Here is a 25,632-nt window from a genome sequence, read left to right as displayed (position 1 = left end):
GGCTTTATCCTTATTTATTAACTTTGTTGTACCAAATTTCATGGTGCTCTTTAGCCCATGTAGCATCAACGTAACCAGTTTTCATGCCGTCGATTGAGCCCTGCATACCAATGGTACCGATATAAATATGGCCCATTGCCATGGTGGTCATCAAAATAGCGGCAGTGCTATGAATGATGTTAGCAATCTGCATTGTCCCGCGCAGATATTCAATCTGCATAAATGGCACGATCATGTCGAGCACAAAACCGGAGGCTGAAATCACCAAGCCCAAGAAAGTCATACCAAACCAAAACCAGAATTTTTCACCCATATTGAAAAAGCCAGCTGGCACATGTTTACCACTGAACATGCCCCCAAAGGTCAGGAGCCACTCGAGATCACCCTTTTCAGGAATATTCTTTCCAACAAAGAGAATGAAGAAAATAACAATGCTCAGCGTGAATAATGGCCCAGAGAAATTGTGAATATTTTTACAGACAAATAAGAATGAGCCGTAAGCCATTCCGCCCATTAAAGGCATTGCAAAATACTTGCCGTACAAAATCATCAGGCCTGTAAATGCTAAGGCTATGAAGCTAAATGCCATGATCCAATGGACCGCGCGGTCAAATCCGCTAAAGCGTTTAATCATGACACCTGACAATGGCTCATGCAATTTGACGGAACCCTTAAGGGTGTACACCGCAATGATGCCAAAGAAAGCAATTGCCAATAACCAACCACCATAAACAGTAATCACGCCATTGCGAATCACTCGCCATGCTTGACCAGATCGCTGAATCAGAACACCAGCTTGCTTGTCAGGAATACTGACGTAATTTTGCGGGTCAGCATTGGGCATGATGAAGATAGGCGGATTGGCAGGCTGAGATTGAGCCTGAGCTCCATTAGCCAAACTGTTGGGATTGGCTGGCACTGATGCAGGAGGAATGTCTACTCCGCTAGGAGAAGGCAATGGAGCCATCGGTGCGCGCTCCGCATAACTGATCCCGCTTGCTAAAGTCAGCGATAGACCAGCAGCCAGTATCAAAGTATGCAGAACCTTAGAAAATGATCGTTTCATACACATGTCCTTAAACGTTTTCGTTTTATTTATTGTTGTTTAGTTGATCACTTGATGCGACTGTATTCATTCTGACCCTGATTGCGCTTATTGATTGCCTCAGTCCAGCTGACTTGATTACCAGGGGCCCATCCTTTGGTCATAAAGCCATTATTAGCGCCCATGTAAGGAGCAACATCGGGACGCTTAGCGGCCTTAGCTGCAATTTCTGGTGGCTCCGAACAAGCGGTCAATATAGTTGCAGCGGCAAAACATAAACCAAGAGCTCTGAAGTAGGCTTTCATTATCTAGCTCCTGGAATTTTGTCAGCGGGTGTCGGCGTTGGCGTTGGGGTATCAGGACCACCATAAGCAGTTGTCCAACCAAAGGCCTTGGAGCCAGGGTAATGGCCGTTCTTCTCACGAGTAGCTACACGGTTGTTAAAGATGCCGGCGATGATGTCGCTATCTCCACCAATCAAGGCCTTAGTTGAGCACATCTCAGCACAGATTGGTAACTTACCTTCTGCCAAGCGATTGCGACCATACTTCTCGAACTCGGCAACGCTACCGTTCTCCTCAGGACCACCGCTACAGAATGTACATTTGTCCATTTTGCTGCGTGAACCAAAAGCACCTTTGCTCAAAAACTGTGGCGCACCAAATGGGCAAGCAAAGGAGCAGTATCCACAACCGATACAAATATCTTTGTCATGCAAAACAACACCTTCATCGGTGCGATAGAAGCAATCTACTGGGCAAACAGCCATACAAGGTGCATCGGTACAGTGCATACAAGCCACTGATATTGATTTTTCCTGGCCGATGATGCCGTCATTCACGGTAACAACACGGCGGCGATTTACACCCCAAGGTACTTCGTTTTCATTCTTACAGGCAGTGACACAACCGTTGCACTCAATGCAGCGTTCTGTGTCGCAAATAAATTTCATTCTTGCCATAGTGTTCTCCTGACTTTATTTTTTGACTTAGGCAAATTTTTCGATTTGGCACATGGTGGTCTTGGTCTCTTGCATCATCGTGACCATGTCATAACCATAAGTAGTTGCCGTATTGACCGCTTCACCTTGAACTACTGGTGCGGCGCCCTCTGGGTAATACTTACGGATGTTTTCACCTTGCCACCAACCAGCGAAGTGGAATGGCACAAAAGCGGTTCCTTGATCAACGCGCTCTGTTACCAACGCGCGCACTTTAATCTTGGCTCCAGTTGGTGACTTGACCCAAACATAATCCCAGTGAGCGATGCCACGATCAGCAGCCGCCTTGGGGTTGATCTCTACAAAGTTCTCTTGTTGTAGCTCAGCCAACCATGGGTTAGAACGAGTCTCATCACCACCACCCTCGTACTCAACCAAACGACCAGAGGTCAAGATGATCGGGAACTTCTCATAAAGCTTGTTATTCAAGTTTTGATCTTGAACAGTCTTATAGAGCGTTGGTAAGCGCCAGAAATTCTTCTTGTCAGCAATCGTTGGGTACTTACGCATCATTGGTGCGTTTGTACTGTAGAGCGCTTCACGGTGAATTGGAATTGGATCCGGGAAGTTCCAGACAATTGCACGTGCTTTAGCGTTACCAAATGGATGGCAACCGTTTTTCATAACTACACGTTGAATACCACCAGACAAGTCTGTCTTCCAGTTCTTGCCTTCAGCGAGCTTCTTCTCATCGTCGGTTAACTGATCCCACCAACCCAACTTCTTTACCAAGACGTGATCAAACTCTGGGTAACCAGTAGTGATCGCAGAACCTTTGGAATACGAACCATCGGCTGCAAGCAAGCTCACGCCTTCACGTTCAACACCAAAGTTGGCACGGAAATTACCGCCACCCTCCATCACACTCTTGCTGGTGTCATAGAGATTTGGTGAGCCAGGGTGCTTGATTGCAGCTGTGCCATAACAAGGCCAAGGCAATCCATAGTAGTCACCAGTGGTGTCATAACCAGTTACTGGATCAACACCGCCACGGGACTTCAAGGTCTTCGGATCGAATGTAGCAACCATTCTCATATGAGCCTTGAGACGCTCTGGTGTTTGACCGGTGTAGCCGATAGTCCACATACCGCGATTAATTTCGCGCAAGATATCTTCAATCTGTGGTTCGCGCCATTGCTTGCCAGCAAATTTTGAATTGAGCATCTTGTAATTCTTTGATAGCTCTTCACCAAAACCTAGGCGATCTGCAAAAGCTTGCATGATTACGTGGTCAGGCACAGACTCGAACAATGGATCAATTACTTTCTCGCGCCACTGTAATGAGCGGTTTGAAGCTGTAGCAGATCCACAGGTCTCAAATTGCGTTGTAGCTGGCAACAAGTAAACATTGCGATTCTTATTTACAACATCACCCTCTGCAGCAGGCATTGCTGCCATCGCTGCAGTTGCGCTTGGAAATGGATCAACCACCACCAAGAGATCCAATTTATTCATGGCGCGCTTCATATCGAGACCGCGCGTTTGTGAGTTCGGTGCATGACCCCAGAAGAACAGACCTTTCACATTGGTCTGCTGATCAATCATGTCGTTCTTCTCAAGCACTGCATCAACCCAACGAGAAACCGTAGTACCAGACTTCTCCATCATGTCAGGGGCATAGCGACCCTTGATCCAATCGTAATCAACACCCCAAATCGCTGCGAAGTGCTTCCAAGCGCCAGCAGCCAAGCCATAGTAGCCAGGCAATGAGTCTGGGTTAGGACCCACGTCCGTTGCACCTTGAACGTTATCGTGACCACGGAAAATATTGGTGCCACCGCCAGACTTGCCGATGTTACCTAAGGCCAATTGCAAAATACATGATGCGCGCACAATCGCATTACCGGTGGTGTGCTGGGTTTGGCCCATACACCAAACGACAGTACTTGGACGATTCATCGCCATTGTTTTGGCGACTTGATAAACCTGAGCCTCAGGCACTCCACAAGCCTCTTCAACGGCAGCGGGAGTCCACTTTTCCATCACTTCTTTGCGGATTTCATCCATGCCGTAAACACGATCATTGATGTATTTCTTGTCTTCCCAGCCATTTTTAAAGATGTGATACAGGACACCAAACAAGAAAGGAATATCAGTACCCGAACGAATACGGACGTACTGGTCAGACTTAGCGGCAGTGCGGGTGTATCGTGGATCAACTACGATGACCTTGCAGCCATTTTCTTTTGCATGCAACAACATCAACATCGATACTGGATGAGCTTCAGCTGCATTTGATCCAATGTACAAAGCTGCCTTGGCATTCATCATGTCGTTATAGCTATTGGTCATCGCACCATAACCCCAGGTGTTGGCTACACCAGCAACTGTGGTCGAGTGACAAATACGAGCCTGATGGTCTGTATTGTTTGTACCAAAGAAAGAGACCCACTTACGGAGCAAGTAGGACTGTTCGTTGTTGTGCTTAGAGGAACCAATAAAGAACATTGCATCCGGAGAGTAACGCTCTCGAATACCCTTCATCTGCGCAGTAATTTCAGTTAAGGCTTGGTCCCAAGAAATACGTTGGTACTTTCCATCAACCAACTTCATTGGGTAACGCAAACGGTAATCACCGTGGCCGTGCTCACGCAAGGCAGCGCCCTTAGCACAGTGAGCGCCCATATTGATTGGGGAGTCAAACACTGGATCTTGGCGAACCCATACGCCATTCTCAACAGTGGCATCAACAGCACAACCTACTGAACAGTGAGTGCAAATGGATCTTTTAACCTCGATCTTGCCTTTACCATCTAGCATTGCTTTGCTTGGTTCCGCTACTGCTTTTTGTACCAAGCTTAATTGACTGGCAGCGATACCGGCACCAACACCTACACCAGAACGTTTTAAAAATGTTCGGCGATCCATTGTTGGCACGGCAGCTTTTAAACCACGCGATAAGCTACCAATCAAATGTGATGTGGAGCGACTGCTTTGTGGGGTATTGGATTTACGAGTCAGACTCATATGTTGTCCCTGAGAAAGTTTTTTTATTTATGTAGAGCAGTTAATCAATATTGGGTAATCGGAGCATTTAAAGCATGGTGCTCTCGTAGTACTTGCGCATGTGGGCCGTCATAGTTTTGCTATCACTCTTCTCTTTAACCGCACTGCCAATTTCCTGAATGACGGCTTTGCCAACAGGAGTTTGAGAGATGGCTGCAACAGCGCCAACTGCGACTCCTGCACCAATAAAGAACTTGCGACGTGAAGGCTTAGTTTCTTCGCTTGCAGCTGCTTTAGTTTTAGTGTTCATGGCATGCTCCTACATGGTTATTCTTGATTGCGGTCAAGTTTAATCTTTTATTGCACTTTTGACATATTGGCTTAACAAGGTGGTGATATTAATTAATTTCTGTTGCAGCGCAACATTAAATCATGTCAAAGCCTTGACCTTCAATTGCCAAAAATTCTCGGGTCAGTGCTGCAATTGGGCGGTAAAGATGCATCTCTGGAATACCTTCAATGGCATCGCATAACTCGTCATACCAAGGACGAATGTGCTCATTGAAAAAAACCCTTTGGTTTGTAAGGTTTGATACCCCTACATCATCTCCAGCAATCAGATAGCGCATGACTTCACAAAGAGCTGAAATATGATCCTCAGTCTCGGTCACTTCATCAGCTGACTCAAGCTCAAACTCTTCTAAGGCCTTGCGAATATTGACCAACGGCCTTTCATTCAGGTGTCCTGCCATATAAAACGATCCATTCAAAACCACATTGGGCTTACCAACACTAATGAAATTGAGATCGAATTCTTCGTGCCAAGCTTTTGCTGGATTATTTTTAGCAACTTCTACAACATCCATCCAGACTTTAGCCAACGGTGCCTCATCTGCCGTATCTTGTTGATCAGCGGTAGCGGCAATTTGGTCCAATAATTCTTGGTCTGGTGGTAGATGAAAAAATCGGGCGATTAAACCATAGAGGTCTGCTCTAGCTAAATCCTCAGGTAAACCTACATCACCTACTTCGGTTGATACATTTTCTTTTGTACTCATAGTTCTTTTTTCACCATATCCACAACTCGGCAATCACCACACATCTTTAGTCGATTCATGGCCGCACCAGCAAATGCGCCATGTGCTCCAAGCTTAGCTAGCATCAGATCCACCATCTTTGTGGTTCCGAATGGCTTTCCACAGCTAATGCAATGAAAGGCTTGAGTTTCATTCAGGGTTGATCTTTGCTTACGTTGCTCAACTGTTTGCAAGCGGGGTTGAAGAGTCAAAGCATGTTCAGGACAGGTTTGAACGCAAATGCCACATTGCACACACTGCTTCTCAATAAAAGACAAAATGGGTTCATCTGCGTTATCCAGTAATGCACCCTCCGGACAGCTACCCACACAAGACATGCACAATGTACAAGCCTCTTTGTTCATGGCAAGACCACCGAGTAAAGAATTTGCCGGAAGCGGCACTCCAGCCTCTGGCAATGGAGTCTTTGCTTGCTTTTGCAAATGTTCAAGTACCGCTTCCACTGTTTCGCGCTTCTGAATCGACAAACCAAAGCTAGCTGGAGTACACAGCGCAGGAAGAGCGCCACGCTGGCGGAGTGCGCCCATCGCCTTGGAGACACGCTGCAGGTCTTGTGCAGAATCAGCCATCACCAGTTGGATACGCTCATCAAACCCATAAGCTTTTAAGATGGCATTAGCTAGATTGGCTTGATCTTCTAGGGCTGCGTGATATGCGGGATCCTCTTCACCACTTAATAATAGGACTACCTCTGCAAAACCATAGGCCAAGGCGCCTAGCCATAAATCTAGCCCAGTAGAAGCAATATGCTCTATGCCATAAGGAATCACGAACGATGGCAATGCTTCAAACTGCTTCGGCAACACATGCGCAGAACGGCCTAAGCCATCGACCAGCTGTGTACCAGTCTTCAAGCTATGCAGCAGCAAACTTGGTGCACCGGCAAGATTGATTTTTTTGGCTTCAGCACAGAAGACTGTAGCGAGCGCTTTTAATTCTTTGCCCTGATGCGTCACGCTCGGATAGTTATAGCGCATTGCCCCAGATGGGCATACCGTGGAACAGGCTCCGCAACCCATGCATAGATTGGGATTTACCTCAACACTACCTTGACCACCTTTAAATAATGAACTGATTGCGCCAGTAGAGCAAACATCTATACAAGCACTACAGCCCACTTTACCGTTGCGACCGTGTGCGCAAACTTTTTCGTTATAGGCAAAGTATTTTGGTTTTTCAAACTCACCCACCATCTCTAGCAATTGATTTACTACTAGAGCTTGATCCAAGGGATTCTTACCAGGAGCAAAGTAACCCTGTGGGGTTTGACTCATACGCATTTTTGGATCCATGCGGAGATCCAAAATCAAATCAAATTGGGCGTTACGGCTACGATCTACGCGATCAAATGCAATGGCACCAATGCTAGCGCAGGCAGTAACACAGGATCGGTGTGACTTGCATTTATCCAAATCAATCTGGAAAGAGAGATCGATCGCAGCTTCTGGACAAGCGTCCACACAAGCGCCGCAGCGTGTACACATTTCTGGATCAATTGGATTTTGCAAATCCCATTCGACTGAGAAATTACCAAGATAGCCATCTAACTTACTTACTACTCCACTATAAATGGGGTAATTACGAGCGAGCGGAAGATCACCAGGTTCAGTACAGAGAACAGAAACATCTAGGGATGTGCTGAGTTTTTCAGCCCATGGGATTACTTGTGATCCAGGGCCAACAATCAAGAGTCTTCCCTGGCTTTCGTAATTCACGACGGGGACAGGCTCAGCCTCGGGCATATCAGCCAAGGCCAATAAAGCAGCAATCTTTGGTCCTGATGATTTTGCCTCTTGGGTCCAACCCGCAACTTCGCGAATGTTTACAAAGCGCAATGGTGCAATTAAAGGTTTTTCGGCTTGCTCTGCCAATTCATTAAATAAAGCACCCTCTTGCGTACAGGCAACCACTAGTGAATCTGAACCGTCTAAGGCCTTCAAGAAAGAGCCCACTTCTTGCCTACATAGGGAGTTGTGAACTGGGACACCCAAGGCCTTCGCATCCAAAGGCATCGTGCCATTACAGTTACAGACTAATTTTTGACTCATTGACAACCTTTTAGGTTTTGTTCTGATCCGACTTTATCGGCATTTCATCCAAGTTTGCAGGTTTATCCTGAGAAATAGATTGTGTGGATGTTAAATCAGATTTTGCAGACTCCGCAGAAGGCGGCTCGATTGGGGCTAAATCTTGCTGAGCAATTGCTTCGTCCTTCTTGCGGAACAAATTGAGCATATCGCTTTGAACCATTCTCTCTAGCATGCCAGGTGGCAATGGGTCCGCCTTGGAGTAATCATCAATATAAATATCCAAGCCATCCATGATATTGAAATGAGGGTCAGTAAACATCTTCTTGAGCGCTGCCTGCTGAACTGCCGGATCTACATCAGACTTCATGAAAGCAGAAAAATCTGGGGCAAAACGGTCGATCTTATCGACGTCCTCTAGCGTAGCTGGGGGTGGCGCCTCGCTCTCTTGGAGCTCTAATGACTTAACTGGCTCAACATTAGATTTGGGCTGCTCAATGAGCTCATCTTCTTTACCAGCCTTGCGGCGCGACCAGCGACTTAAAAAACCATCCGCCATCATTCCCCCGCAGAACGGTCCGCACCCTTGAATGATGCGGGCTTATGGCGCTTCTTAGGTTCAGGTCGATAGTGCTCATTGACATACTCCTGCAACCAAGAAGCATGTTCATCGTTCAGGGGAATGGTATCGACTGACTCTCCACCATCAAGCAAACGTGCAGCTTCGTTATAGCTCACACAAATTCGATGTGGGACTGCGATAGTGGACTCGACTCTTGCCAAAGGCAATGATTGCTCATCAATATAGCGCTCAATGTCTTCTTCTAATCTCCACATCACAAACCAACATGGTGTAGTTGCAGATACGTTGAGATAGTAACCTTCAGCCTCATCTGGAAAGAGGTCTAGTTCATAACCAGTAAATAACCAAGATTCTCCATCCGCATCACGCTCCAAAAATTGACCAGAGAGTGAATGACTTGAATTGCCAGTGAATTGCCCAAAATCAGGCAATACTTCCTGGGGCACCCACCGGTATGAAACCCATGGGTTATCCATATTTTGTTTACGCATTAATACCGCAAAGCGCATAGATGCTCAGGGCCTTAAGTGTTTTGAACAACGATGTTCGGAAATTTACTGCTCATATCTTTAGATAGAGTAGCGACTCTGATAGCAACCTGTCTAGCAATGTTTTTGTAGATTCCACTGATAGCGCCATCAGGATCAGCAACGACGGTTGGGCGACCAGCATCCGCCTGCTCTCGGATGGATAAATTGAGGGGTAAAGCGCCTAAAAATTCCACGCCATACTCCTTGCACATCTTCTCGCCACCGCCAGCACCAAAGACATGCTCTTCATGGCCACAACTTGGGCAGATATAAGTGCTCATGTTCTCAATAATGCCAATGATCGGAACGCCAACCTTCTCAAACATCTTTAAACCTTTACGAGCATCGAGCAAAGCAATGTCTTGCGGAGTGGTGACAATCACCGAACCAGTGACGGGAACTTTTTGCGATAAGGTTAATTGAATATCACCAGTACCTGGTGGCATATCTACGACCAAGTAATCTAAGTCACGCCAACGGGTTTGGCGCAGTAATTGCTCTAATGCAGATGTCACCATCGGGCCACGCCAAACCATCGGTGCATCATCATCAATTAAGAAGCCAATAGAGCTCGCTTGCAAACCATGTCCTTCCATCGGCTCAATAGTGTTTTCTTCTATTGAGTTAGGTCTGCCAGTAATGCCGAGCATCATCGGCTGACTTGGGCCATAAATATCCGCATCTAAAATACCAACTTGCGCACCCTCTGCTGCAAGTGCCAATGCTAGGTTCACAGCAGTAGTTGATTTACCTACGCCGCCTTTACCACTGGCTACCGCAATAATATTTTTCACACCGGGCAATAACTTCACCCCCCGCTGTACCGCATGCGCAACAATCTGACTAGAGACATTGACGCTCACATTTTTGACGCCAGGTAACTCACGCAAAGCATTGATAACGGATTTACGAACAGCATCAAACTGACTCTTAGCTGGATAACCTAAAACAATATCCAAAGCGATATCGCCTCCCTCAACCTTGAGGTTCTTTACATTTTTTGCCGTTACAAAATCAATCTTCGTATTTGGATCAATTAAGCTTTTTAGCGCTCCTTGAACGGTCTCTACAGTCAATGACACTACCTTCTCCTATGATGCGAAATTCTGGGGCTTGGAACCCAAAATTGCTAAATGTGCTTCTTGTTAAATAGCGGGTAGATTAACCGCACCGGCAAAAATTTGCTGGTGCGACCCAAGTAACTTACTGGGAGACAGGGAATCCTGCCTCAGTTATTAATTGCGCGGCCTGGCTAAAACTCAGCGTCGTTTCTAGATTGACCATCTGGCTAGCGAGATCTGCCTGGACTTTCGCTGTCGGGTCCTGAGCCTGAACAGCCCTAGTAACAGCATTAATACAGCCTCCACAGGTCATTCCAGATACTTTCAGATTCAACATATCGGCTCCTTTGCATTGAATTTGCCCTGCATTCAGTAGATTATCTTCCATATGAGCAACCCAAATGAGACAAATTCAGCGCTTTTTACCCTAGATATTGGTGGAATGACCTGTGCTTCCTGTGTCGCTAGGGTTGAGAAGGCACTCCTTCGGATTCCTGGGGTTGAGGCCGCTAGCGTTAACTTGGCCACTGAACAGGCTAAGGTGCGGCTCAAGCCCAGATCTGAGATCAATATCGATGGCGTGATTGCCTTAGTTGAAAAAACGGGTTACTCGGCAATAGTAAGCACCCCTCATGGTAATTCCAAAGCAAACTACTCACACACTTTTTGGGGATCGGATGGCCTGGGTCGAGTACTACTCAGCTTTACCCTCTCCGCCCCGCTATTTCTTCCAATGTTTCTAATGCTATTTGGAATACATTGGGCGCTCTCACCAAAGTGGCAAGTTATTTTGGCCACTCCCGTGCAATTTATTTTGGGCTGGCGTTTTTATAAGGCAGGTTTTAAATCATTGCTTGCTGGCGCAGGCAATATGGATTTGCTAGTTGCTCTTGGTACTAGTGCCGCTTATGGCTTAAGCGTGTATTTAATGATGCCATTGCCAGATGAAAGTCATGAACTTTATTTTGAGGGCTCAACTGTCATTATTTGCATGGTCTTGCTAGGCAAATGGCTAGAGGCAAGAGCAAAACAACAAACAAGTGAAGCGATTCGTGCACTCCAAAAACTGTGGCCGGAAAATGCAAAGGTTCTTAATTCAAATGCCGTTGTTGGCGAAGGTTCGTTTTTAGAGCAATACCGCGAATTACCTTTAGAGCAAGTCTTTCCGGGGGATCATATTTTGGTGATGCCCGGCGAACGCATTCCCGTTGATGGCGTTATCGTGTTTGGCATTAGTCATGTCGATGAATCGCTCCTCACGGGAGAAAGTGCCCCCCTTAAAAAATTACAAGGTGCAAAGGTCATCGGTGGATCGCTGAATGGAGAAGGTGTATTGGTCGTTAACACTAAGGCCGTGGGGGTTGAGAGTGTCTTATCTCAAATCATCTCTTTAGTTGAAGATGCGCAAACTCAAAAGGCCCCGATCCAAAAATTAGTAGATCGTGTCAGCGCTATTTTTGTTCCAAGCGTGATTGGGATTGCTCTACTTACCGGCTTGGCAAATTGGCTTTATTTAGACTCCACTTCCATCGGGATATTGCGGGCAGTTTCCGTCTTAGTAATTGCATGCCCTTGCGCTCTTGGCCTAGCAACACCGGCAGCTATCATGGCCGGCACAGGAGTTGCAGCGCGCTTTGGCATTTTGATTAAAGACCCTCAAGTATTGGAACTGGCGCATCGCTTAAACGTGGTTGCCTTTGATAAAACAGGTACGCTTACTATCGGCAAGCCTAAAGTATTGGCCTTTATTCCGTTTACGAATGCGCTTGATAGTGATGAGATGCTGGCTAGTGCTGCTGGCTTACAAATGGGCAGCGAACATCCTTTGGCAAAGGCATTACTAGATGCCGCAAAAAAAGCCGGTCTCACTCCTGTCACCCCGTCAGAAAGTAAGGCATTACCAGGCGTAGGCATTATGGGCCAACCTAGTGCAGGCCCATGGATAGGCCAAAGTCTTGCTTTGCAAAGCATTGCATCTTTAGAAAATAATCCACACTATGCAGATATTCTCAATAGGGCGCAGAGTGCCTTGGATGCTGGTCAAACTATTTCAGTATTAATGAATCAAACAAATCCACCAAGCCCTCTTGCCATCATTGCATTTGGTGATGAACTGAAACCCAATGCCAAGGTAGCAATCGCTGCATTACATCAGATGCGTATTCGGACCGTCATGCTTTCAGGCGATAACAATGCTGCAGCCCAACGCGTAGGGCAGTCTCTTTCTATTGACAAAGTGTATGGACAGATCATGCCTAGCGATAAGGCAGACATTATTCGCCAACTCCAATCTTCTGAGATAAATAACGCTCGTCAATATGTCGCCATGGTGGGTGATGGCGTGAACGACGCACCTGCATTAGCCTCTGCTGATGTGGGTATGGCCATGTCTACGGGCACTGATGTAGCGATGCAAGCCGCTGGAATTACTTTGATGCGTGGCGATCCCAGCCTAGTAGCCGATGCAATTGATATTTCGAAGAGAACCTGGAAGAAGATTCAACAAAACTTGTTTTGGGCATTTGGATTCAATTCCATTGGCATCCCTCTCGCGGCGCTAGGATACCTATCGCCTATGCTAGCTGGGAGCGCGATGGCCCTCTCGAGCTTTTGCGTTCTCAGTAACGCGCTTTTATTAAAACGTTGGAGCCCTTCTCACATTTAGCCTAACCCACTTGGGATTCTGATTTGTTATTTTGGGCTTTTCCGAATCAATTCAATGTCACCATAGAAGGCTCGGGTTTCGGATTTAGTATTGTCGGTATCAGTAAGCAATGCGACGCCAATCACTTGTCCGGCAGCTTCTCCATAGGCACGCTGATAGTCAGCAGCAAGATCACGCTGATGCTTGCGCCACTCACCCAAACTCTCCCAACCCGAATCCACCACAATCATTTTGACTCTTGCAGTATGCGCGTTGGTAATGATCGTATCGACTGGAGCTTTACCAGACCAGATATACATTAAGGTTGCATAGGGCATCTCTTGGCCGCTAATGAGATTGGCCATCTCGAAATTCATTTTTTCTTTTAAGGGAAGTTTGGATTTATTGCCGTCAAAGGCCACCAAGATTCTTAAGGGCGCATCATCACGATACCCTTCTGTGTTATCGGCCTCAGGTAATGCGCCAGTTGCTTTCCATTCCCATTGCAACCATAAATTATTTGCCTGGCGTGGACGCAATTTCACAGCCAGTCCAGAAGCTGAGGTTTTGGAGTTGGCGCTGAGGACCGTACGCCCTTGATAATTTTCAAGGCGGTAAACCGTATTCTTTTTATAGGGTGCTATGCGATAAAAATTCCAACCATTTGGCATTCCCTCGCGCGCGGTCTCTGCTGAAAATTTTGGAAGCTCTTCCTGAGCAGGGATTTGGTCTACATTCAAAGCCTGCCCTGATTCATTTTCAACCGTACCCCCTCCAAAACCAGCACAGCCAACCAAGCTAAGCGCCATGCAGACAATGAAGGAAAAGGAGATAGTCTTAAGCATCATTCCATTGTCCCAAATAATTACTGAAGACGATAAAAAACTGAGTCTAAAATCAAGGCATGCGCCATCAATCTCCTTCAAGCTGGGCTGTAATCAGCGTATGCCTCGTAGCATTGGTGCACTTTGCCCTAGGCTTTGCAATTGAGTTCTCAGTTGATGAAGCCCACTACGCCCTATATGCACAGCACTTAGCTTGGAGTTATTTTGATCACCCGCCATTAGTAGGGTGGATTCAATGGCCACTGGTAACTCTGACCTCTTCCGAAGGAGTCATTCGACTCATCCCAGAATTACTTTGGATCTTATCTTGCTATTTGGTATATCAAGTGACACTGGAAGTGCATCGATTCATCCAAGGTCCCAATGCAGCCTACTTAACTAGCGCATTACCCTCAGCAAATAGCTGTGGCCTGATGGCGGTGCTCGCAATCATCGCTGCACCCATGCCTCATGTTTTAGCAATTGGTTTGTTGCCCGATACCCTACTCGTACCCTTAAGTCTTGGCCTGATGATGATGTCGCTGCGCTGGCTAAGCAAGGATCATTTCAGCATTAGTGACTGGCTCATTACTGGGGGCTTATTAGGATTGGCAGGTCTGAGCAAATACACTGCGGCATTTACTGCACTCGCTGTACTATTCATTTTTTTGAGCAATCCTAAAAAACGATGGATTAATACTGCAGGTTTTTGGCTGGCAGTTGGGTTTGCTCTGCTTTTAATCACACCAGTGCTCTATTGGAATTGGGTAAACGACTGGATATCCTTTAAATACCAAATTGCTCATGGTGCCGGTGGCGCCTGGCTCTGGCGTCGATTGGGCGCCTACTTAGGAATCCAAGCCTTAGTCTACGGGCCTCTACTTATCTTAGGTGCTTATTTATTTATTAAGCACTGCATTCACGGTAGCAAACTTTCTTTATTCGCCTTATTGGGATTTTTTGTTATTCCTTTTTTCATTTTTACCGGGCTATCTGGAGGCGGTGGCTTACCTCACTGGACATCACCGGCATGGTTCTGTCTTGCGCCATTCGCCGGCATCGGTTTAGCTAAAGCATGGTCAACACAACATCACCGACTCATCCGCACTCTTTTTATTACTCAAGTTCTAGTTTGCTGTATTGGATTTGCATACGTTCTTTCCGGAGGAATCAGTTCCGCAACAGTCAAATCCAATCCGATTGCAGATCTCTATGGCTGGAAAGCTGCAGGGCAAAAAGCTGCTGAGTTGACGCAGACAACAAAAGCCAATGGCATTGCTGTACAAAACTGGACTCTCGGAAGCCGTGCAACTTGGTATGCAAAACCTACCCCAGTCTTTGTGCTGGATGAGCGACAAGATCAGTTTGACCTCTGGTTTGGGCAACTTCCCCGTGGCGCTAATATTCTTCTGATTAGCTGGTCCGGCTTGTCATTTGAGGCACCAGTTGGTAATAAGTCGGCTTTTGAACGCTGCGATCCGATCGAGACCCTGGAAATCAAGCGTTTTGGCCAAGTCTTGTCCAAATTTGACTTCAGTCTTTGTAGCAACTGGCAGGGCTCGGGTTTAGCGGAGTAATTCGCCCAAATTCAAGACCTTAGGCGCCCAAAGCATTATCCTTACGCCTATGAGTTCACAACCCCAATCCACCCCAAAAACCCCATCCGGGTGGAAATCAATTCTCAAGCGTGCGTGGCCAACTATCCGTATTCTGTTGTCGATTGCCCTGCTCTGGAAGGCAACCAGCGGAATTGACTGGTACACCTTATTCCATTCTGAAATCAAAATGGAGCCAGCTTGGTTGATCGCTGCTGCATTAGCGATTTGCTGCGCCTTTATTTGTGGTGGACTTCGCTGGGGATTTTTAATGCGCAGCGTAGGACTTCATGGCAGTCTGAAAAGTTATATTGCCCTCTACTTTGCAGGCGGACTCATTAATCAGGGCCTGCCAAGCACTCTGGGTGGTGACAGCTATCGCGCAATTACAGCAACTCACTTAACTAGTGGCGACAATCTAAGTGAAACGAAAAAGCTAGATGATGAGCTACACCACTCAGTAGATCTAGAGCATGCCAATCCAAAACTGCGGCTCAGTTTCGCAATGGTATTGGTAGACCGACTCTTAGGTCTAGCTGGCAATAACTTGCTGGGTGGTCTCGGTCTTATTTTGGGCGGCGCCACACTCGCCGCATGGGGTCAAGACTTAGGCTATGCAGTGGTAGCCATCATGATCTTTGCAGGCTTAGCTGTTGCGCTAGCCCTGGCCTGGACACCTAGTCGTGAGCTCTTACAGAAACTATTGAATCGCCTACGCATGAGCAATGCGATGCCTGGTATTCATTTGGCCTTTTCGTGGCCCATGAATATAGCCCAGGCTATCTTTGCTATTGCTATTCATGGCTTTATTATTTTGGCATTCGGCTTTTGTCTCAAGGCCTACGGGACTGAAGCCCCAATATCTAGCCTGATGATTGGTCTACCTGCCTTGAGCCTTCTATTAATGTTGCCAATCAGTATTTCTGGTTGGGGTCTGCGTGAAGCCACTTTATCTTCTGTGTTGGCGCTGTGGGGGGTCAACCCTTCATTAACTGTATTGGCTTCTATTAGCTATGGTGCAATTACGGTCATCTCTGTATTACCTGGCGCATACTTTTTATTAAAACGAAAATAATTCTTTCAGAGTACAACTATGACTATTAGTGTCAATACCATGCGTGCCATTGATCATTGGGTTGGAGTGCCCTTGTGTGCAATTGCTAGTCCAATAGTTGCTCTAATTGATGGTATTAAAAATATTTTTAGTCGCGGCCCAGAGCAGCCCAAGAAACTCCTCTTTATCGAACTATCAGAAATGGGTAGCGCTATCTTGGTTGACCCAGCAATGCGCAATGCTCAAGCTCGCGGCGCTGAATTATTCTTTTTAATCTTTAAAAGCAATCGCGCTAGCCTCACCCTTCTCAACACCGTCAAACCGGAAAATATTTTCACAATTGACTCGTCTAGCTTGGGTGGCTTAATTAAAGACACTCTCCGTTTTTTAATTTTTGGCCCGCACTCATCGCATTGATACCGTCATTGATTTAGAGCTCTTCTCGCGGTTTACTGCCCTATTGACTGGTCTTTGTGGTGCTCGTCGTCGCGTTGGCTATCACATCTTTCATGGTGAAGGCTTGTGGCGTGGCTTCATGCTCACTCGCAAGGTACATTACAACCCGCATATTCACATTACCAAAAACTTTCTCTCCTTGATTCATGCCGCATTTGCAAAAGAGATTGAAGTACCATTTAGCAAAATTCATATCTCAGATTCTGAAGTCAAGCTAGAGCAAGCGATCATCAACCCTGATGTCTTGAAAAAAGTATTGGCCCGCATCGAAAAGAAAGCATCTGAAGCTGGCATCCCATTCACTTATGGAAAAGATCGTCTGATTCTGATTAATCCAAATGCGAGCGATCTTTTACCCCAACGTCGCTGGGCTCAGCAACGATTTTCTGAACTCATTCAAGCGGTAAATCAACGCTACCCCAATGATTTAATTTTGATCACCGGCTCACCTGCAGAATTTGTCTATGTCGACAAGGTGCGCTCCGTTGCTAACGTGAAGAATGCGTTGAACTTTGCTGGACAGGTAAGTTTTGCTGAGTTGCCCCCGCTCTATACCCTGTCTGATGTCATGGTGACCAATGATTCTGGTCCTGGACACTTCTCTGCCGTGACACCACTACGAACTGTGGTTCTTTTCGGACCTGAAACACCTGCACTCTATGGCTCTGTAGGCAACTCAATTGCTATCACCGCTAATCTTGCTTGCTCTCCTTGCGTGAGTGCGGCCAATCATCGCAAAACACCATGCCACGACAACGTTTGCATGCAAGCGATTAGCGTTACCCAGGTGCTGGACAAAGTCACAGTCCAATTGCAAGAAACTGACAAGGCAAAAGGTCGTTAAGCTGGATGAGTAAGCAAGCGATTCCAAATTACATCTGGTTTTTACCGTTACTTCCTTGTGCGCTGGCTTTTGCCATTTACTTTAGTGAACTCCAGATCTCTAGCTTTCAATTTATCAACGGCTTCACGCAATTATTGCCAGATACCCTTTGGGCATGGCTTACCTTCCTCGGAAATGGTTGGGGCATATTTGCTCTCGCATCTCCATTACTTCTCTTAGCGCCACGTTTGTTGACTGCAGGCATCTTCGGCGGGGTAATTTCCGGCTTAAGCAGTTCGATCCTCAAAAATATATTTGATTTACCAAGACCAGCTGGGCTTTTATCGGATGGGAGCTTTCATCGCATTGGTGAGCCCCTGCTTTTCAAGGCATTTCCTTCAGGTCATACCTTAACGGCCTTTGCAATTGCGAGCGCGTTGTACTTTGCCACCCCCAGAGATAAGCGCAGCCATTTGCTAATCCTATTTGGCATTGCCTCGCTTGTAGGACTATCCCGGATTGCAGTTGGAGCGCATTGGCCAACTGATGTTCTCGCTGGTTCTGGAGTTGGCATGTGGTGTGGCATGCTTGGAGCCCTTTTAGCGCTGCGCGTTCCCCAATCACAACTCATCCCTCGTGCCATTTGGTCTCGCTTAATTGCCCTCGGCGGTATTGTTGCCATTTACGTGCACATCACTCAAATCATGGATCTGGAATTAAACCTTCCACTGCAGTACGCATCCATTGCAGTTATTGCAATCACTCTGGTATTTTTTATCAGGGCGCAATTTACTCCATCATCCGGAAACTTAGGCTAAAGCTCTATGTTTAGCTATCGACACGCCTTTCATGCTGGCAGCCATGCTGACATCCTCAAACATCTCACACTGATTCATCTGCTTGAGTATTTACAGGAAAAGCCTGGTGCCCTCACAATGGTTGATACCCATGCTGGCGCTGGTATTTACAGTCTGGAAGATGGGTTTGCAGTGGTTAGCAAAGAAGCTGAGAGCGGAATATTTCGCTTGCTCAAGTTTAAAGAGGCAGGAAATGCCATTCCTGAGAGCATTCAAAAATACATAGAGTGTGTTGAATCCGTCAACGCTGAAGGCGAGCTCAATACTTACCCAGGCTCTCCTTTTATTCTGGCGCAACTCTTAAGGTCACAAGACCGACTAAAGTTATTTGAGCTGCACCCCAAGGAAATTGATATTCTTCGTCACAATATTGGTCAATTGAAGCAGTCTAAGCAAATCGACGTCTATGCTGAAGATAGTTTTAGTAGGCTTAAAGGCCTACTGCCCCCTCCAAGTAGGCGCGGTTTAGTGTTGATTGATCCTTCTTATGAGGACAAGCAAGACTATCGCTATCTTGAGACTGCAATCGAGGAGGCCCTGCTGCGCTTCGCTACCGGATGCTATGCAATCTGGTATCCCGTTCTCCCCAGAAGGGAATCAGCAGCGCTGCCTGATCGCATGAAGAAGATTTGCGCTGCGCATAAGCGCTCATGGCTTCATACAGAATTACGCGTTGAGAATGCGCCAGGCGAGAGGCGTCTACAAGCCAGTGGGATGTTTGTGATTAATCCCCCATGGACACTAGAAAAGCACCTTGCTGATGCGCTGCCTACCCTAAGCAAAGCATTGGGTATTGGCGGAGGGGCACAATACTTATTAAAGAGTTTTGAAGCTAAAAACTAAGTCTTAAACTGATTTAGTCGCGCACATCAATCATGATCTCGTTACGGCGCAGGAATGGTAGCGTCCAAGGTGGGTTATAACGAGCAAACTTAGGCGTACCGGCTGCCTGTAAATTTTTAGTCTTCATCCACCCTTCCAGCTCCACTGTTTTCTCAGCAACTTTTTGGCTGTTATAGAAACCAGAAAAAGTAATGACCGCTCTTCTGACTGCAGGGATTTGCCTTAGCTGCACTTTTGCATTCAAAGGCTTCGGTAGAGTTTCCATGGAATATTCAGAGGGCATAACAAAAGAGACAGTCCACTGACCAGCATTACCTTCAATATTGACTGGGGCAGTCATCGCGATCTTGGCGCTTTTAGGAGGCTGCTCCTCAACCGCAACCGGTGAGGTCATCGCTATTTTTTCACTAACTTGGTTTTGACCAAAAATATAGGCTGCAATCAGTCGAAAACCTTGGCTTGATGCCTCATCTAAATCACCCTCAACTTGAACCTCAGCCAAGATCATTGGCGCATAAGATCGAAGCTCAAATGGAGCTGATTTTTCAAGAACAGAGTATTTTGGCTCTTCGGTTGCCATTGCTGCTCCCGTGAATGTAAGCGCTATAAAAAAGAGACTTTGAGAAACCAATACTCTCAAAGAAATATTCACCACTGAGCCTTAAGCGTAAAACCTGAGGTGTTGTAATCGACGGTTGCATTTGCACCAACAGGCAATGTGAGCTTGCTCGCCTGATGACCAAATGGTAGATCCGTCATGATCGGGATTGATTTTGGTAAGCGTTCACGAATGAAATTGATGGCACGTTCAAGGTTGTAACCCTTGTCGTTGTCATACAAACGATAAGCAGAAAAACCACCTAACAATAATGCAGCCTGATTATTAAGGACGCCGGCGTCCAGGAGCTGCATCAAGGTCCTCTCTAGTCGATAAGGATGCTCATTGACATCCTCTAAGAACAAAATACCGCCCTGGGTTTGAGAGCTCGATGGCATGTATGGTGTACCGATAAGGCTTGCTAGTACAGTGAGGTTACCACCCCAAAGCATTCCAGAAATAGCACCCGATACAGACTGCCCTAAGAAAGCCTGAGGAGCAGTGATAGCACAATCAAGTTTTCGGTCTTGAACCGCAGATAAGAAATGCTTCCACGTAAATTTATCCAAGGGAGCTACCTTGCCGCTTTCATCGATTCTGCCAAAGTCGTAATTCAACATCGGGCCAGAAAGACTAATGGCACCCGTCTTTGCCAATAAACCCAACTCGAATGTTGTGAAATCGCTATGCCCACAAATCTGCAGGCCATTCTTGACGGCCTTTGCAATGGCATTCCACTCGATATTCGAAAGTAGGCGATGAAGACCATAGCCCCCACGCATCGCCATGACAAGATGCTGAGGATCCAATGTTGCAATTTGATTCAGCTCGTTTAATCGCTCTGTATCGCTGCCAGCAAATCGCTCATGCACACGATGTATACAGTCAGGATTGTGAATAGCAATTCCCAGGGATTTGAGGGTCTCTATGCCGGCTAAGGGACTTTTCTCATCCAAGCTAGCGCCAGAAGGTGCAATAAGATGAATAGACTTCAACGCCGCTCCTTAAAGAAGCTTCTTAATAGCTGGCCACACTCTTCACCCATAACGCCACCCTCAATGCTGGTTTGATGATTGATTAGTTTTGATGAGAATACATCCAAAACACTTCCAGCAGCACCCGTTTTAGGATCCGGAGCACCAAATACCACTCGATCAACTCTGGCATGAAGAATGGCACCGGAGCACATCGTACAGGGCTCTAGAGTGACATACAAAGTGCTTCCTGGAAGACGGTAGTTTTGCTCAGCCTTGGCAGCCTGTCTCAGTGCCAGCATTTCTGCATGCGCACTTGGGTCATGATTTGAGATGGGCTTATTGAATGCTTTGGAGATGATCTGTCCATCGCGGACTAACACAGCCCCCACTGGAACTTCACCCGCAGCAGCAGCAAGTTGAGCTTGCTCGAAAGCATGCTGCATGAACTGATGATCAAGTTCAGCTTGATTCATTTAAGAATGATGAACATCAGCCCAACAATTTGGGGTTTCATACAATCGAACCGCAGATAACTCAAGACGGCCACCGAATGCTTTGCTAAAAACTGGCTGCAGTATTGCGAATGCAGCATTCGCTAAATTTTCAACCGTAGGTACATGCTCCATGATCACCGTCTTGTGATTCGGCAAACTGGCCAAGAAAGCAACGAGACCTTCATCTTCTTTGGCCACCAAAAAGGCATGATCCCATTGCTCAACTACATATTGATTTGTGAGGCGCTTAATATCACCAAAATCCAAGACCATGCCATCATCCGCTTTACCGGGGTGATTGGCAACCTCACCAGTTAAGGTAACTTCAATAGCATAGCGATGGCCATGCAAGTGCCTACATTGCCCATCATGATTAGGGATGCGATGACCCGAGTCAAATTCAAGGCGGCGGGTTATAGAGATAGCAGGTTGTTTACTAGTCATTCAATTCTTTAAAGTAATGAGTATTTGCTGATGCTTATTTATCGGATACCAATCAGTTTATGCGATTGAATACTCAATCTCCACAATGGTCTTTTTTGACATAAGCCTACGGCTAATTCGGTATTGCTTTTGAGGTTTGGTCCATCCATGGGCTGCAAGAATCGATTCCGGTAATCCATCTTCTCAAAGCGGGCCATTAAATTTTCTAGAGAATCATGGCCCACTTGAGGGATTACCAATTTCAACTCATTCGCTTGCAGTACGATCAAATCAGAGCCTACCTTTGGGCTCACACAAATCCAATCAACCCCCTTTGGAACCTTGATAGTGCCATTCGTTTCAATAGCCACCTCAAATCCTTTTTGATGAAGCGCTGCAATCAGTTCTTCATCCAACTGCAAAAGGGGTTCTCCACCAGTAAAGACAACATATCTTTGTTGAGGCCCTGCCAAGGTACTTATCCATGCGAATTCAATAGCATCCGCTAAGTCTTTAGCAGTCTCAAACTTTCCGCCACCGATACCGTCGCTACCAACAAAATCTGTGTCGCAAAATTGGCATACAGCAGTTGCGCGATCCTCTTCTCGACCACTCCATAGATTGCAGCCAGTAAAACGGCAAAATACTGCCGCACGTCCGGCGTGAGCGCCTTCACCTTGTAAGGTTGGAAATAGTTCTTTAACGGTATACATAGCAATCCGCCTATTTTAAGCGCTTTGCTCACTTCCAGGAGACTAACTCCCATTGCAAATAGTCTTCCCAGTATGGGTTAAACCAAGAAACTCCAAGCGTAATGTAGCGGCCACTCCCCCTGCGGATTACCCAACGCCCCACTTCCGGGGAAAACCAGACATCTTCATCTCGGATATTTTGAACCCGAAAGAGGTCATTACTTTGGAAATAAGGGGCTTCATTATGAAAGTGAAGAGCAAGAAAATTACCTGCAGGACTCTGAATTTGCTCCCAAGCGAGTGAATTCATACTCAGACCCCAGTAATAACTTCCATCTGGATATCCGAGTACTTGATATTGGGTTTTATAAAACTGATTGATGCCAGGCTGTAGTTGTATCGGCCAAAGCGGAATCGCCGGTTGAAATATTTGCGGAGTGCTCCAATGGGGGTCTTGCACAACAAATCCCCATGGTGACTGAATTTCATCGGGAAGAGGGCCTGCTTTCAACCCAGATCTAGCAATCCGAATCTCCCTGCCAACCGAAACAACCTGTTCGGTTACGGTATCAACAATTTCCTGGTTAAAAACATTGCGGATTTGATAAACCCACTCCTGCCCCACCTTAGGAGCGCGAACTATTGGTGTTGGTACGGGCTGAGCAACAACCATACCCTGAGGAAATGGCTGCGAAGAAATACAACCCGCCAGTAAAACTGGTAGAGCTATTAGCAATAGCCTACGTAAATACATTACTTGTATGAGGTCAGTTGCCATTGAAGGCTTTCCTCACGATTTGGCATGCCCAATTGACCCTGAATCATATAAGAGCCAGAAGACTCCCGAGCAACCCAACGACCAATACTCGGTGCAAACCAAGCTGTTTCCTTGTGAATGCAATTCACTTTATTATCGTCATCACTTTCATAATTAATTAAACTTTGGTAGCGCAAGGTCAAGAATGTACCCGCAGGAACGGTAATATTTTCCCAACCATGAGCACTCATATATTCCTGCCAACTAAGTCTCCCCTCTGGGTAGCCCCCAATGCTGTACTTAGTGATGATTTGCTTATTCCAAGTAGCGCTTAACTCTTCTGGCCACAAAGGAATGGCAGGATTAAAACTGACGAGTTTTGGCCATTGTGGGTCAGTTCGTACCATCCCCCACGGCCCCTGAATTTCATTGGGAAGCATATTCCCATCTTCTGAGCGCTCAATCGTTATGCTTGAGCCCAGACTAGCAACTCTCTCAGTAATAATGCCAAGAGTCTTCCCATTGAAAACATCCTTCTTGACATAGTTCCACTCCTGCCCAACTTGAGGGGGACGAACTGTTGGCAATGGATTTGGCTGGGAGATGGGAGTACCGCGCTCATATGCCAGTGGAACGCCACAAGCTACCGGCGCTAATGCTGCTGATGCAATAAAAGTTCGACGAGATAAATTCATGCGCCCTCCTAATGGTGATGGATTAACTATACGCCAAGCAAGCCAAGCTCTTCATCACTAAAACCTGCTTGTTTACGAGCCTCCATATTGAAAGGCCCCCTTAATTTTGGTGCACAGTATTTTTTAGCCAAATCTCTATAGGCTGAAATTGGCGAGAGATTTTCTTTAGCGCACAAGAAATTGAACCAGTGATTACCAATACCGACATGCCCAATCTCATCTCGAAGAATAATTTCTAATATTTCTACGGCGCCCAATTCTTTAATTTGCTTAAAACGATCTCGAATCATCGGAACAGCATCCAAGCCTCTGGCCTCCATTGTTCTGGGCACTAAGGCCATTCTGGCAATGACTGCATCTTTGGTGCGCTCGACCATCTCCCACAAACTATTGTGAGCAGGAAAATCCCCGTAAGTAAATCCAAATGATTGGATATAGCGATTCACTAGTGTGAAATGGTATGCCTCTTCTTTAGCAACCTTCAGCCAATCTTCATAATATTTCTGAGGCATATTAGGAAAACGCCAGATAGCATCTAAAGCCAAGTTGATGGCGTTATATTCAATGTGTGCAAGTGAGTGCAGTAGCGATGCCCTACCTTCTACGGTATCCATTCTTCTTTTGGGAACTTCCAAAGGTGGAATTAACTCAGGCTTTGGCGGGCGCCCCGGTAGTTGGAGATCCTGATCATTCAATATGTCTGCAGTTTTGAGGGTGATGCGTTGCTGTTGATAGTCATCGAATAGTTCAAATACTCGACTTACTTTTATTTGCGCATCTGCAATAGCCAATATAGCAAGGGCGGATTGGCGTAACTCGGTCATTGAAAAAAGAGTGGGGGGTTATTCCCACTCAATAACTACGTAAGTAAATACCGCTTTATAATCAATCACTTACGTCTCCAAAATTAGTGGTGTGTAACTTTTGTGTAACTACGAACAGCAAACCCAATAGCTACGTGCATCTAAAAATTTACGCAATTTCAGTAACTTAACAAGATTGCGGTTACACGCTGTGCAATGCTATTTTAACATTTTGTAGCGTTATTTCAGTATCACTCGCTCACTTGTTAAGTAATCTAACTCAGCGTCAACCATTGCCTTAAGCCTAGTCATTACCTTCAACCTAACAGCGTCATCCGTATTTATGTAGTTCATATCAAACTTAAACACCAACTTATCTTCGCTATCGTTAAAGCCTACAGTTAGCATTTCTTGTGTCATAACTGTATTTTAAAGTCTTTATGCTCCCAAATACGATCATTTACTTAGCTAGGTAAAGTGCCGTTACAACAGCAAAACCAATAAAAAACAGCAATGCAAGTAGCTTCCAAGTTAATTCTTTATCTTGTTGCTCGCTAACGCTATCGCTTGGGGTGTGTAAATCCTGTATTTGCTCTATTTGTTGTGCTTGTTCTGTATTGCTTAAGTTATCCAAGCGTTGCCTATAACTTAAGCCTGTGCCTGGCAAACCTACGCTACCAGTAACTTTATCGCCACGTATATTAAGTCTTGCCCCACGTGTACCAATGCTTACGCTTGCACCAGTCTTGCTTAAGTTAAGTGTTAAGCCTTTAAACAATGAAATGCGTTTTTGCAAGCGTAAGCCCAT

The 25,632-nt window shown here is 46.1% G+C and carries 29 protein-coding genes; 7 read left to right on the top strand and 22 right to left on the bottom strand.

Translation table 11 applies throughout. From position 1 onward, the window contains the following. Positions 1-10 precede the first annotated feature (10 nt). From A9236_RS03100 to A9236_RS03050, 11 genes are all read right to left on the bottom strand, one after another. Complete coding sequence (locus A9236_RS03100; RefSeq protein ID WP_071465396.1) at positions 11-1,066, bottom strand: formate dehydrogenase subunit gamma; 1,056 nt, start codon at positions 1,064-1,066, stop codon at positions 11-13. A 47-nt stretch (positions 1,067-1,113) separates the two neighbouring features. Next, on the bottom strand, positions 1,114-1,350 hold the full coding sequence (locus tag A9236_RS03095; protein ID WP_071465395.1) for a hypothetical protein: 237 nt from the start codon (positions 1,348-1,350) through the stop codon (positions 1,114-1,116). Next, a complete protein-coding gene (gene fdh3B / locus A9236_RS03090; protein ID WP_071465394.1) occupies positions 1,350-2,006 on the bottom strand; it encodes a formate dehydrogenase FDH3 subunit beta in 657 nt (218 codons plus the stop codon). The genes A9236_RS03095 and fdh3B overlap by 1 nt, the downstream gene beginning before the upstream one ends. A gap of 27 nt (positions 2,007-2,033) precedes the next feature. Then, positions 2,034-5,012, bottom strand: coding sequence for a formate dehydrogenase subunit alpha (locus A9236_RS03085; protein WP_071465393.1), 2,979 nt, complete (start codon positions 5,010-5,012; stop codon positions 2,034-2,036). A gap of 67 nt (positions 5,013-5,079) precedes the next feature. Further along, a complete protein-coding gene (locus A9236_RS03080; protein ID WP_071465392.1) occupies positions 5,080-5,301 on the bottom strand; it encodes a hypothetical protein in 222 nt (73 codons plus the stop codon). Positions 5,302-5,416: 115 nt separating this feature from the next. Beyond that, entirely contained in the window at positions 5,417-6,049 is a 633-nt protein-coding gene (locus A9236_RS03075) for a molecular chaperone (RefSeq protein WP_071465391.1), read from the bottom strand. Then, positions 6,046-8,136 carry a 4Fe-4S binding protein gene (locus tag A9236_RS03070; RefSeq protein ID WP_071465390.1) on the bottom strand — a complete coding sequence of 697 codons (2,091 nt, stop codon included), beginning with the start codon at positions 8,134-8,136 and terminating at the stop codon, positions 6,046-6,048. Before A9236_RS03070 ends, A9236_RS03075 begins: the two co-directional genes overlap by 4 nt. A 10-nt stretch (positions 8,137-8,146) precedes the next feature. Continuing rightward, positions 8,147-8,674 (bottom strand): DUF3306 domain-containing protein, encoded by a 528-nt coding sequence (locus tag A9236_RS03065; RefSeq protein WP_236638680.1) that lies wholly within the window; start codon positions 8,672-8,674, stop codon positions 8,147-8,149. Next, positions 8,674-9,189, bottom strand: coding sequence for a DUF3305 domain-containing protein (locus A9236_RS03060; RefSeq protein WP_236638679.1), 516 nt, complete (start codon positions 9,187-9,189; stop codon positions 8,674-8,676). Before A9236_RS03060 ends, A9236_RS03065 begins: the two co-directional genes overlap by 1 nt. Before the next feature lie 32 nt (positions 9,190-9,221). Beyond that, entirely contained in the window at positions 9,222-10,310 is a 1,089-nt protein-coding gene (apbC, locus tag A9236_RS03055) for an iron-sulfur cluster carrier protein ApbC (RefSeq protein ID WP_071465387.1), read from the bottom strand. Positions 10,311-10,431: 121 nt separating this feature from the next. Next, on the bottom strand, positions 10,432-10,677 hold the full coding sequence (locus A9236_RS03050; RefSeq protein ID WP_236638678.1) for a heavy-metal-associated domain-containing protein: 246 nt from the start codon (positions 10,675-10,677) through the stop codon (positions 10,432-10,434). Here A9236_RS03050 and A9236_RS03045 point away from each other — a divergent pair, their 5' ends adjacent. Then, positions 10,678-12,954: a cation-translocating P-type ATPase gene (locus A9236_RS03045; protein ID WP_071465386.1), complete on the top strand. Its 2,277-nt coding sequence runs from the start codon at positions 10,678-10,680 to the stop codon at positions 12,952-12,954. Between the two features lie 26 nt (positions 12,955-12,980). Here the strand turns inward: A9236_RS03045 and A9236_RS03040 are convergent, their stop codons facing one another. After that, positions 12,981-13,781: a DUF3047 domain-containing protein gene (locus tag A9236_RS03040; RefSeq protein ID WP_236638677.1), complete on the bottom strand. Its 801-nt coding sequence runs from the start codon at positions 13,779-13,781 to the stop codon at positions 12,981-12,983. 56 nt (positions 13,782-13,837) lie between these two features. On the opposite strand from A9236_RS03040, the gene A9236_RS03035 reads away from it, so the two are divergent. The 6 genes from A9236_RS03035 to A9236_RS03015 are packed head-to-tail and all read left to right on the top strand — an operon-like array spanning position 13,838 to position 19,385. Then, positions 13,838-15,334: a glycosyltransferase family 39 protein gene (locus tag A9236_RS03035; RefSeq protein WP_071465385.1), complete on the top strand. Its 1,497-nt coding sequence runs from the start codon at positions 13,838-13,840 to the stop codon at positions 15,332-15,334. A gap of 49 nt (positions 15,335-15,383) precedes the next feature. Continuing rightward, the gene (locus tag A9236_RS03030) at positions 15,384-16,427 is read left to right on the top strand and encodes a lysylphosphatidylglycerol synthase transmembrane domain-containing protein (RefSeq protein WP_071465384.1); all 1,044 of its coding nucleotides are present in this window, start codon (positions 15,384-15,386) and stop codon (positions 16,425-16,427) included. An 18-nt stretch (positions 16,428-16,445) separates the two neighbouring features. Then, the gene (locus A9236_RS11250; RefSeq protein WP_236638676.1) at positions 16,446-16,823 is read left to right on the top strand and encodes a hypothetical protein; all 378 of its coding nucleotides are present in this window, start codon (positions 16,446-16,448) and stop codon (positions 16,821-16,823) included. After that, on the top strand, positions 16,801-17,706 hold the full coding sequence (locus tag A9236_RS03025; protein WP_236638675.1) for a glycosyltransferase family 9 protein: 906 nt from the start codon (positions 16,801-16,803) through the stop codon (positions 17,704-17,706). The genes A9236_RS11250 and A9236_RS03025 overlap by 23 nt, the downstream gene beginning before the upstream one ends. 5 nt (positions 17,707-17,711) lie before the next feature. Beyond that, on the top strand, positions 17,712-18,503 hold the full coding sequence (locus A9236_RS03020; protein WP_071465383.1) for a phosphatase PAP2 family protein: 792 nt from the start codon (positions 17,712-17,714) through the stop codon (positions 18,501-18,503). 6 nt (positions 18,504-18,509) lie between these two features. Beyond that, positions 18,510-19,385, top strand: coding sequence for a 23S rRNA (adenine(2030)-N(6))-methyltransferase RlmJ (locus A9236_RS03015; protein ID WP_071465382.1), 876 nt, complete (start codon positions 18,510-18,512; stop codon positions 19,383-19,385). A 13-nt stretch (positions 19,386-19,398) separates the two neighbouring features. Here the strand turns inward: A9236_RS03015 and A9236_RS03010 are convergent, their stop codons facing one another. The 10 genes from A9236_RS03010 to A9236_RS02965 all read right to left on the bottom strand — a co-directional run bounded on the left by A9236_RS03010 (position 19,399) and on the right by A9236_RS02965 (position 25,632). Further along, complete coding sequence (locus A9236_RS03010; RefSeq protein ID WP_236638674.1) at positions 19,399-20,037, bottom strand: heme-binding protein; 639 nt, start codon at positions 20,035-20,037, stop codon at positions 19,399-19,401. Continuing rightward, the gene (locus A9236_RS03005) at positions 20,034-20,978 is read right to left on the bottom strand and encodes an LD-carboxypeptidase (RefSeq protein ID WP_071465380.1); all 945 of its coding nucleotides are present in this window, start codon (positions 20,976-20,978) and stop codon (positions 20,034-20,036) included. Before A9236_RS03005 ends, A9236_RS03010 begins: the two co-directional genes overlap by 4 nt. Then, complete coding sequence (tadA, locus tag A9236_RS03000) at positions 20,975-21,433, bottom strand: tRNA adenosine(34) deaminase TadA (protein ID WP_071465379.1); 459 nt, start codon at positions 21,431-21,433, stop codon at positions 20,975-20,977. Before tadA ends, A9236_RS03005 begins: the two co-directional genes overlap by 4 nt. Further along, positions 21,434-21,898 carry a 6-carboxytetrahydropterin synthase QueD gene (queD, locus tag A9236_RS02995; protein ID WP_071465378.1) on the bottom strand — a complete coding sequence of 155 codons (465 nt, stop codon included), beginning with the start codon at positions 21,896-21,898 and terminating at the stop codon, positions 21,434-21,436. Positions 21,899-21,936: 38 nt separating this feature from the next. After that, positions 21,937-22,590 carry a 7-carboxy-7-deazaguanine synthase gene (queE, locus tag A9236_RS02990; protein ID WP_071465377.1) on the bottom strand — a complete coding sequence of 218 codons (654 nt, stop codon included), beginning with the start codon at positions 22,588-22,590 and terminating at the stop codon, positions 21,937-21,939. A gap of 28 nt (positions 22,591-22,618) precedes the next feature. Further along, complete coding sequence (locus A9236_RS02985) at positions 22,619-23,347, bottom strand: hypothetical protein (RefSeq protein ID WP_071465376.1); 729 nt, start codon at positions 23,345-23,347, stop codon at positions 22,619-22,621. Then, positions 23,323-24,021, bottom strand: a complete 699-nt coding sequence (locus A9236_RS02980) for a hypothetical protein (RefSeq protein WP_071465375.1) — start codon at positions 24,019-24,021, stop codon at positions 23,323-23,325. Before A9236_RS02980 ends, A9236_RS02985 begins: the two co-directional genes overlap by 25 nt. Before the next feature lie 26 nt (positions 24,022-24,047). Continuing rightward, positions 24,048-24,845, bottom strand: coding sequence for a ferritin-like domain-containing protein (locus tag A9236_RS02975; protein ID WP_071465374.1), 798 nt, complete (start codon positions 24,843-24,845; stop codon positions 24,048-24,050). Between the two features lie 219 nt (positions 24,846-25,064). Then, on the bottom strand, positions 25,065-25,244 hold the full coding sequence (locus A9236_RS02970; protein WP_071467787.1) for a hypothetical protein: 180 nt from the start codon (positions 25,242-25,244) through the stop codon (positions 25,065-25,067). 40 nt (positions 25,245-25,284) lie between these two features. Then, complete coding sequence (locus tag A9236_RS02965) at positions 25,285-25,632, bottom strand: DUF4236 domain-containing protein (protein WP_071467786.1); 348 nt, start codon at positions 25,630-25,632, stop codon at positions 25,285-25,287.

Source organism: Polynucleobacter sp. QLW-P1DATA-2 (genome assembly GCF_001870365.1).
In the GTDB taxonomy this organism is placed as follows: domain Bacteria; phylum Pseudomonadota; class Gammaproteobacteria; order Burkholderiales; family Burkholderiaceae; genus Polynucleobacter.
Note: the sequence above shows the minus strand (reverse complement) of the source record. Positions and strands in the feature narration are given on the sequence as shown.